The 4,175-nt window shown below is 31.6% G+C and carries 5 protein-coding genes; 1 reads left to right on the top strand and 4 read right to left on the bottom strand.

Annotated elements, in window-relative coordinates:
• The first annotated feature begins 47 nt into the window (after positions 1 to 47).
• Positions 48 to 206 (top strand): hypothetical protein, encoded by a 159-nt coding sequence (locus Q0370_RS00945; RefSeq protein ID WP_006806112.1) that lies wholly within the window; start codon positions 48 to 50, stop codon positions 204 to 206.
• A gap of 70 nt (positions 207 to 276) precedes the next feature.
• On the opposite strand, the gene Q0370_RS00940 is transcribed toward Q0370_RS00945, so the two are convergent.
• The 4 genes from Q0370_RS00940 to Q0370_RS00925 form a co-directional block, all read right to left on the bottom strand.
• The gene (locus Q0370_RS00940) at positions 277 to 1,248 is read right to left on the bottom strand and encodes a transposase (RefSeq protein WP_299570843.1); all 972 of its coding nucleotides are present in this window, start codon (positions 1,246 to 1,248) and stop codon (positions 277 to 279) included.
• Between the two features lie 181 nt (positions 1,249 to 1,429).
• Entirely contained in the window at positions 1,430 to 2,836 is a 1,407-nt protein-coding gene (locus Q0370_RS00935; protein WP_299570840.1) for an MFS transporter, read from the bottom strand.
• A gap of 78 nt (positions 2,837 to 2,914) precedes the next feature.
• The gene (gene crcB, locus Q0370_RS00930) at positions 2,915 to 3,274 is read right to left on the bottom strand and encodes a fluoride efflux transporter CrcB (RefSeq protein ID WP_299570837.1); all 360 of its coding nucleotides are present in this window, start codon (positions 3,272 to 3,274) and stop codon (positions 2,915 to 2,917) included.
• Positions 3,275 to 3,390: 116 nt separating this feature from the next.
• Entirely contained in the window at positions 3,391 to 3,969 is a 579-nt protein-coding gene (locus tag Q0370_RS00925) for a DUF937 domain-containing protein (RefSeq protein WP_299570834.1), read from the bottom strand.
• Positions 3,970 to 4,175: the final 206 nt, after the last annotated feature.

Below are 4,175 nucleotides of genomic sequence, written 5' to 3'. Positions count from 1 at the left end.
ATAGAATTCAATAATAAAAAAATATTTAGAAAGTTGAGGAAAATAAAATGAAAAAATTTATATTTTTAGCAATGATTTTAATGCTTGCAAGCAGCTGTGGAGTAATTCAAAGAGCAAATATGAGAAGAGCGATAAAAAATAGTGGAGGCTCATGCGAATATGTATCAGGTGTTGGAGAAATCTGTGCAGTGCCTATAAGACAATAAATTCTACTGAATACTATAAAAATAAAAAAGGCTTCTACTCAATCAAGAACAGAGCCTTTTTTCATAAATTTTACCTCTCGATTCCCAAAACTTTGCAATTTCTCACAAACAAAAATGAAACATCTTCAACTAATATTTCCGATTTAGAAATAAAAATTCCCGTCATTTTATCTATTTCTTTTAAAGTTATTTTCTCGTTATCAAATCTTTCAATTATCCCAAATTTTTCAGAATATGATTTCTCATACTCAAAATGCACTAATATTTTATTTTCAAAGCACTTTTTCAAAACTTCTTCTATTTTCATTTTTACAATATTTGGAAAAATTTCTTCTAAATTTATCTCTTTTGTTTCTATTAAATTCATTCTATCATTAATTTCTTCAATATCGGACATTTTTAATATCGTAAATTTATAATCGCCAAAAAATAAATCCTTTTCATAAATCAAAATATAATTATTATCTTGAAAAATAATATCACCTAAAACATCGTCCAAATCATAAACTTTTATCAATTTATTTTTTTTAATTTCGCTATCTTCTACAATAATATCTTTTATAACATTTTTTCCTGCTCTTATAATTTTTACTCCGTATTTTCTTATAATTTCTTCTTCGTTTTCATCTTCTTCATCACAAAAATGAAACCAAAAAAACTCATCTGAATTTTTAATTAAATAGCCATTGTTATTCCAATCTCTATCATAAGAAATTTGTAATCTTATTTTATTTTTTACAAAATATTCAAATAAATGTTCAAAAAAATTATCTTTTCTTAAAATAATAGTTTTTCCCTCATTGGAAAGTCTCTCTTTTATATTTCCCTTCATTAATTCTAAATACCATTTTTTTCTTCCTAATTTTTTCAATTCTTCATTTTTTAAAAATTTGTATCCTTCATACTTTCCGTAAGGATTAATTGATGTGAAAATATGAAATTTACTACTATTTCCAATATAATTCCCAACAGAAAATCTATCTCCTAAACGTGAATACTCCAACAACTCATCTTTCCCAATTTTCTCTAAAATCTTTTTCATAAAATTCTCCTATTCTACAAAACTTTTACTCAGTTGTAAAAGTCTAAAAATCACGATAAACACAATATTTTTTAATGTTTGATTTTCTTATTTTTCTACACTCTTTGACAAGGAGTCTTGATTCCTTGCTATGCTACTCAATTTCTGCAACTTTTTACTCTTATAACTGGCTACAAACCAATTACAGTTCTATCTTACTTTCATTAGATTTACCATTAACATTCTCTTCCTTATCCACATTTTGTTCATCAGAATCCTCGTTTTTTCCTTTATTAGAATGAATAACGTATCTTGAGCCTGAAAACATTATTTTGGAAAACATGCTTTTTATTCTACTGCTTCCGCCAGGATACACAAATGTTTTTTCAAATGAATAAACCCTTGTTAATTCCAGCAATGAAAATAATCTCAAAATAAATCCTATAACAAAGGCAAATCTTATTGTGTAAAATTGTTCCCCAAAAATATAAATTACTCCGTTATTTATGAATTTCCCTAGCATACCACCGAACAATCCTGCCGATATTGCTGAAAGTCCCGAAACCATCGCATAAGCTCCTACATAAGCATCAGCAGGCTCGCCTGAAACTTCCATCATAAGATTCAGTAAACTTAATGTTATCGCTGTAAATCCTATTGCATCAATTACTGCGGCCGCAAAAAGCATTGACATTTTATTGTCCTGAGTCATTGAAAAATAGGTAAGCACATAATATGTCGTAAAAAATATTCCCATTCTAAGCATTGTCTTGTTTCCGTATTTATCAGACAATTTCCCATAAACTAGGTAAAGTACACTTGATAATATCGCTGTTAAAACTCCCATTTGGGAAATAAACATTGTATTTACACCAAGTATTTTTATCCTGTAATATTCTGTCATTGGCTTTAGAAATTCCCATGTAAACAGCCATACAGAAGCAAATTTCAGATAAACGACAAAATTTTTATTTTTAAATGCCGTTTTAATACTCACATTTTTTATATCCGTTCCAAAATCAGGAACATAATGAAGGCACATGAATATCGCTGAACCTATTGCCGAAAGCGACATTATTGTTGTCAATATAAGCATTGCAGTTTTTCTGTCAGGCATTGATAAAACATATCCATAAATCAACGTGTAAACTATGGTAGAAAGAGATGAAAATAAATTACGCACTCCAAAATACTTCCCTCTTTCCTTTTTATTAATAATCTTCGTCATTACAGCCGTCCACACATTATTTGAAAAAGGTGCAACAAGCGCATAAATAAGCATTACAGCAAAATATACTTCCTGCTTTCTGACATCAAAAAAAACAGCAAAAGGCATTACACATATAACCAACCTTGAAAGAGTAGCCGCTATTACCAGTGTCCTTTTCCTACTTCCAAGCAAAATATTTACCCGCTTAGTAAATATTTGAAGCAAATATCCCGCCGTTGGTAGCGATGACACAATTGATATAAAAAAAGAACTCATATTAAAATAAATCGCCAAGCTCAAAAGCACAAAACTCTGCATTCCTACTGTATATCCATTAAAGAACATAACCTCCATTATTGCATATTTTTTCGTATTTTCTATTGAATGTTCGTTATCCATACTAACTCCTTCACTAAATATCCAAGTTTTTATACCAAAATTTAATAAAAATATTCAAATTTTTTTACATTACACTTTTTATGCAGCTCTAACAACTCCCCTTCCAATAAAAACTCCTGCAACTGACAGCACAACACTCAAAACCGCATATCCCAATGCAATCCAAGTATTCCCCTTCTCAATCAAGTTATACGTTTCCAGCGAAAATGTAGAAAATGTCGTAAATCCTCCACAAATCCCCACTCTCCAGAATAAACTCCAATTCTGTGAAACCTGCTTCCCAGCCACCACCTCAACAACAACCCCAATCAAAATTGCTCCCAAAATATTCGTAACAAAAGTCTGCACAGGAAAACTCACTTTTAAAGGCACAGCACTAATCAAATATCGAAGAATCGCCCCAATTCCCCCACCAATTCCAATCATCAAAAATTTCATTATTTACCATCCTTAATAATTAAAAATTTATCTAAAAAAAAATTAGGCTTTTGTGAGATACCTTTAAAAATAAAATAGTCCCTTTGCCTAATTTCATACTTAATTTTTTACACTTTCTATTTTTTGCCGCCAAAAAATTTTCCAACTAATCCCATTACATCATCCATTACGTTTCCATCTTTATTTGCATCCAGCATATTTGTAACCATGCTCATAATACCACCTTCGCCTGTAAAGTTTGCTGCAAGGTTTGAAGTTAAGTTACCAATTCCTTCTGCATCTAGATTATTTTCCTTTTTTTGCTGTCCTAATGCACCTAATACAAGTGGAGCCAATGTTTGCAAGATTTTCATGCTTCCTTGGTTATCTAGCCCACTTGACTGTGAAACAGCGTTTGCCACATTTTGTGTATTATTTCCAAACAGATGTCCCAATATTCCCGCTCCATCTTTTAAATCAGGATTTTGCAAATAACTTCCAAGGTTATTTAATATTGAACCATCGTGCTGATTTAATGCGTTATTCAACCCTTCTGCTTTTTCACTGTTATTTGCATTTTTATTAACTGCCGCTAAAATTGCAGGTAGAGCTGCTGCTACTCCATTTCTCACTTCTTTGCTGCTCCCACCAACTTGCTGAGCTAATTTCTCTAAATCCTGTCCTTGTAAAAGTCCGAATAATGCTTCTAAATTCATTTTTCCTCCTGATATCGTAATTTATTTTTTATTTTTTTGGAGAGGTCTGGCTATGTTGCACAGGCAGATCTCCAACTCCTGGGCTCAAGTGATCCTCCCACCTCAGCCTCCCAAGTAGCTGAGACTACAGGCACACGCCACCATGCCCGGCTAATTTTTGTATTTTAGTAGAGACAGGGTTTCACTCTGCAGGCCAGGCTGAGATC

Source organism: uncultured Leptotrichia sp. (assembly GCF_938036635.1).
In the GTDB taxonomy this organism is placed as follows: Bacteria; Fusobacteriota; Fusobacteriia; order Fusobacteriales; family Leptotrichiaceae; genus Leptotrichia; species Leptotrichia hongkongensis.
Note: the sequence above shows the minus strand (reverse complement) of the source record. Positions and strands in the feature narration are given on the sequence as shown.